We start from the raw sequence: 5,231 nt of genomic DNA, 5'->3' as shown, positions 1-5,231 counted from the left end.
GATCAGCGTCGTGCGCTCGGGCGTGACGAAACCGCGGATGATGGCGCGGCCAGCCTCCATCAGCTCGGCGGCGATCAAGATGTCGACGTCGCCCTGCGAGGGCGACAGGGCGAAGACCGGCAGCCGGCCGGTGTCGCGCGCCATCTCGATGTAATAGATCGTGGCCCCCGTGCGCTGGGCGACTCCCGCCACCGACGTCGATTGCGCAATGTAGCCGCTGCGCTCGGCGACGTCGGTGATCCAATCGGCGAGCACGCCGCCGCCCTGGCCGCCGACGGCAAGCACGGCGAGTTTTATCACCCGCTCATCATCAGAGGCGCCCGGCTTCGGGCGCAGCGGTGAAGCCTGCTCAAGCATCGGCGAACATCAAACGGCGACTCTCGCGGCGGCGCTGCAACCGGCCGATCACGGCGCGGCGCGCGCTTTCCAGGAAACGGTCCCAGCGGCTCGGATTGTGCACGACATCGGCGCGGTAGAAGGAGGGACAGAGCACGGCCGCATCCGCCACCTCGCCGCAATTGCCGCAGCCGACACAGTTCTGGTCGATCGAAGCGACCGGATCGTCGCGCAGCGGATCGTCGAGCGACTTCACCGAGAGCGACGGGCAGCCGGAGAGCCGCATGCAGGCGTGGTCGCCGGTGCAGACGTCCTCGTCGACGCCGAATTTCGGCTTGACGACCCGCTCGCCGCCCTTGACCGCCTTGTCGACCAGCGGCCTCTCGCGGCGCTGGCGGTTCAGCATGCATTCGGACGAGGCGACGATGACCTTCGGCCCCTTCTCCTCGGTGGTTAGCGCCTCGCGCAGCGTGTCGCGCATCTTGCCGACGTCATAGGTGCGGTCGATGTGGCGCAGCCATTTGACGCCCATGCCTTTCACCGCTTCGGTGATCGGATGTTTTGTGGACTTGGTGCGGTTCGAGGCGCGCGAGGACAGGATGTCCTGGCCGCCGGTGGCGGCCGAGTAAAAATTGTCGACGATGACGATGACGCCGTCATTCTTGTTGAAGACGGCGTTGCCGACCGACGAGGTGAGACCGTTGTGCCAGAAGCCGCCGTCGCCGACGAAGGAGATCGACCGGCGTTTCGCTTCCGGCGAATTGAAGGCGGAAGCCGAGGCCGGCCCGAGGCCGTAGCCCATGGTGGTGGCGCCGAGCTCGAAGGGCGGCATGATCGAGAACAGGTGGCAGCCGATGTCGGAAGCGATGTGGTGCTTGCCAAGCTCCTGCTCGACCAGCTTGGTCGCAGCGAAGATCGGCCGCTCCGGACAGCCGATGCAGAAGCCCGGCGGGCGGCCGGGAACGACATTGATGAGATCGGCGGTGTCGACGCCCTCGCCCAGCTTGTTCGGCGCACGAACCTCGCCGGGCAGCAGATGCGCAGCATAGGCGCGCAGGAAGGAGCCAATGCCGTCCAGCATCACCTGCCCGGTATATTCGCCGGCCATCGGCAGATGCTCCTTGCCGACCAGCTTGGTGCCGCGCCCGGCCTTGTGCAGCATCGCGGCAAAGGCCTGCTCGATATAGTTGGGCTGGCCTTCTTCGACGACCAGCACCGCCTGTTTGCCCTCGCAGAAGGAAAGGAACTCGTCATCGACGAGCGGATAGACGGCGTTCAGCACATAAAGCGGCACGTCGGTGTCGCCATAGGTGTCGGCAAGGCCGAGCCGCTGCAGCGCGCGGACGACCGAATTGTACATGCCGCCCTGCATGACGATGCCGATCGAGCCATTGTCCGGCCCAAAGACCTCGTTGATCTTGCGGCTCTTGATGAAATCGACGGCCGCCGGCCAGCGCTTGGCGACCTTCTCCTTCTCGTGCAGGAAGGAGGCAGGCGGCAGCACGATGCGGCCGGTGTCGCGACGCGGGGCCGACAGCGCATCGGCAACCGACATAGGCGGCCGCTTGTTGTCCTTGGCGATGAAGTGGCCATGGACGTGGCAGCAGCGGATGCGCACCTGCAGCATGACCGGCGTGTTGGAGGCCTCCGACAGCTCGAAGCCATCCTCGACCGCCTTGACGATCGAGGGCAGGTTCGGGCGCGGATCGAGCAGCCAGACCTGGCTCTTCATGGCGAAGGCATGGCTGCGCTCCTGCATGATGGAGGAGCCCTCGCCATAGTCCTCGCCGACGATGATCAGCGCGCCGCCGGTGACGCCGCCCGAGGCGAGGTTCGCCAAAGCGTCCGAGGCGACATTGGTGCCCACTGTCGACTTGAAGGTGGCGGCACCGCGGATCGGGTAGTGCACGGATGCGGCCAGCATGGCGGTGGCGGTTGCTTCCGAGGCGCTCGCCTCGAAGTGCACGCCGAGCTCGCCCAGAATGTCCTGCGCGTCGGCGAGCACATCCATCAGATGGCTGATCGGCGCGCCCTGGTAGCCGCCGACATAGCCGACGCCGCATTGCAGCAGCGCCTTGGTGATGGCGAGGATGCCCTCGCCCGCGAATTCCTGGCCGGCGCCAAGCCTCAGCTTTTCGACTTCCTTGGCAAAAGACCGTTCGGCCATCTCTGCCTCCTTCCGTTACCGCCGTTGGACGGCGGCGCGTACGTCAAACTCAAATGTCGTGCTTGCGGATGTTCTTCAGCATCTTCTGCAGGATTGCGATCAGCGCGGCATATTCGGCATCGTCGACGCCGTCGAACATCGCTTCGAAGGCATCATGCATGGCCGGCCAGGCGCGGGTGAAAAGCGCCCGGCCGTCATCGGTCAGGAACACATGGCGGAAGCGGCTGTCGGCGACGCCCTGCTCGCGCCGCACGAGGCCCTGGCCTTCCAGCGCGTCGAGCGTGCGACTCAAGGTCGATTGCTCGATCACCGTATAGACCGAGAGGTCGTTGACGGTGATGCCGTCGGTGACCGAGAGCACGGCCAACGTGCGCACCTGCGGAATGGTCAGGCCCTGCTTGCGAAAGTCTTCTCGCAGGGTGGCGTTGTAGCGGCCCATGATGCGGTTCATCAAATAGGGCGCGAACTGCTGCAGGCCGATCTGGCCGAGGGTCGAGATGCGCTCGCGCTTTTCCGGAAGCCTCTGTTCCATCAGACCCTCTCCGCCAGCAGAAAGCCGGAGCCGCCGCCGAGCCCCGCGCCCGGATGCGTCGAGGCGCCGATATGGTAGAGGCCCTTAATGCCTGTCTCGTGATTGCGGCTGGCCTTGAACGGCCGCCACAGGAAGGACTGGTCGATGGTGGACGAGCCGCCATAGGGATCGCCGCCGACCAGATTGATGTTCATCGCTTCCAGATCGGCAGGCGAATAGGCGCGGCGCGCGATGATGGTGTCGCGAAAACCATCGATGTGATGAGCGAGGATCGCCTCGACGCGGTCGGCGTAGGCCTCGCGCAGCGCCTCGCTCCAGCGGCCATCGGCTGGGGCCTCGAGCTTGCCGGCGGCATCGCCCTTGATATGGCGCGGCGCTTCCGGAAGCTGCAGCCACAGGATTGCCTTGCCCGGCGGACAGCGCGACGGATCGAGCGCGTGGGGCTGGCCGACGCAGATCGTCGGCACTTCCGGCAACAGGCCGCGCACCGCTTCGTTGCAGGCTTTCGACACACCATCGAGTCCCGGCGTCAGATGCAGCAGCGCCACCTTGTCGAGGCCCTCGCCGCGCCAGGCCGGCGGCTTGTTCAGCGCGTAGTGGAGCTGGAAGTTGCCCTTGCCGTAGCGGTAGGACTGCGTGGCCTTGGTTGCTGCGTCGGGCGCATCGTTGCCGAGCAGACGGCCATAGAGCTGCGTCGGCGTGACCGAGCAGATGATGCCCTTTGCCGCCGTCAGCGTCTCGCCGGAGGCGAGCCGCACCCCGGTGGCACGGCCGCCGGTCTGGACGAGCGAGGCGACGTCGGCGTTGACGCGGATTTCGCCGCCGCGCTCCTTGATCAGCGCTTCGAAGGCGGCGAGCAGGTTCTTCGCCCCGCCCTTGACGATCGGTGCGCCGGCCGCCTCCAGCGCGAAGGCGATGACCTTGGCGATCTGGCCGGAGAAGGCGTCTTCCGGCCCAAGCCCGGCATGCAGCACCCAGGGCGCCCAGAGCGCGCGGACGGTATCGGACTTGTACGCGGTCTCCAGCCAGCCCCGCGCCGGCACCAGCGCCTCGCCCAGGACGGCGGCAAGCTCGCGCGGACCGCGCCGCCACGCCTCGCCGGCCATGAGCTTCGTCGTCGGATAGGACCAGAGCGCGCCACCGAGCAGGCCGAAGAGCAGTCCGGCATTGCGTTCGATGTCGCCGACATCGCCGCCATGACGGTCGCCATCGCCGGAGGCAAATGCGTTCAGCGCCGCGATATTGGCGGCCCGGTCGGTGGTGAGCACGGCATGGCTGCCATCGGGCCGAAGCACGCCGGTGGGTGTGGTCGTGTGACAGAATTCCAGCCCGTGCCGCGCAAGATCCTTGCCGAGCGCGGCATAGGCCGGCGAGGTGATGAAGAGGACGAAGGTCGTCGCCATCACGTCATGGACGAAGCCGGGCGCCGTGATCTCATCGGTGCGCATGCAGCCGCCGATGCGGTCGTTGCGTTCGAGCACGAGCACCTTGGCGCCCTTGGCGCCAAGCATCGCCGCGCAGACCAGGGCGTTGATGCCGCTGCCCACGATGATGTGATCGGCAGCGGTCATTGCGCACTCGCAATCGAGAAGTGAACGTCAATCGCACTAAGGCGAGTTCCTTCGCGCCCCCCTCTGTCCTGCCGGACATCTCCCCCACTTGGGGGGAGATTGGCAGTTTCGGCGCCCTGCTCAATCCTACGACGTCGGAGATTGGCGAAAGCGGAGGTGACGTGCAATCTCCCCCCTTGTGGGGGAGATGTCCGGCAGGACAGAGGGGGGCGCCGTAGAGCGTCAGCGTCGCTCCGATCCCACCTCTCCACTACTCCATTGCGCGCGAGCATGATCTTCTCCCGAAGACCGCCACCTCGCCTATTGGCCCGGCACCAGCGCCAGGGCGCGGATCGGGCTGCCGGTGCCGTGCTCGATCTTGAGCGGGGCGGCGATCAGGATCGCGCCTTTCGGCGGCAGCTGGTCGAGGTTGCAGAGGCTGGCCAGCCCATAGCGATTGGCTTTGTGCATCAGCGTGTGCGCCGGGAAAGGCGGCTCCATGCCGCCGGCCTTGCCGGCATCGGTGCCGATCGTCTCCGAGCCCCAGCCCTTGATGTCCTTGCTGATCAGGAACTGGATGGCTTCCGCCGTCGGTCCGGGTGTATGCGGGCCGGTCTCGTTGGCGTTGAGGAAGTCGGCTTCCAAA

The 5,231-nt window shown here is 66.5% G+C and carries 4 protein-coding genes and 1 pseudogene; all 5 read right to left on the bottom strand.

The genetic code is table 11. The annotated features are described in order from the left end of the window. The coding region (locus EOA75_RS28210) for a 2-oxoacid:acceptor oxidoreductase family protein (protein ID WP_206517046.1) at positions 1-357 on the bottom strand (357 nt) is incomplete at its 3' end. Further along, on the bottom strand, positions 350-2,503 hold the full coding sequence (locus tag EOA75_RS28205; protein ID WP_127325707.1) for an indolepyruvate ferredoxin oxidoreductase subunit alpha: 2,154 nt from the start codon (positions 2,501-2,503) through the stop codon (positions 350-352). The genes EOA75_RS28210 and EOA75_RS28205, both read right to left, overlap by 8 nt. A gap of 49 nt (positions 2,504-2,552) precedes the next feature. After that, positions 2,553-3,035: a MarR family transcriptional regulator gene (locus EOA75_RS28200; RefSeq protein WP_127325706.1), complete on the bottom strand. Its 483-nt coding sequence runs from the start codon at positions 3,033-3,035 to the stop codon at positions 2,553-2,555. Then, positions 3,035-4,606 carry an NAD(P)/FAD-dependent oxidoreductase gene (locus EOA75_RS28195; RefSeq protein ID WP_127325705.1) on the bottom strand — a complete coding sequence of 524 codons (1,572 nt, stop codon included), beginning with the start codon at positions 4,604-4,606 and terminating at the stop codon, positions 3,035-3,037. The genes EOA75_RS28200 and EOA75_RS28195 overlap by 1 nt, the downstream gene beginning before the upstream one ends. 300 nt (positions 4,607-4,906) lie before the next feature. Further along, positions 4,907-5,231: pseudogene (locus EOA75_RS28185) on the bottom strand (cyclase family protein); the annotation flags it as partial.

The organism is Mesorhizobium sp. M1A.F.Ca.IN.022.07.1.1 (genome assembly GCF_003997575.1).
In the GTDB taxonomy this organism is placed as follows: domain Bacteria; phylum Pseudomonadota; class Alphaproteobacteria; order Rhizobiales; family Rhizobiaceae; genus Mesorhizobium.
Note: the sequence above shows the minus strand (reverse complement) of the source record. Positions and strands in the feature narration are given on the sequence as shown.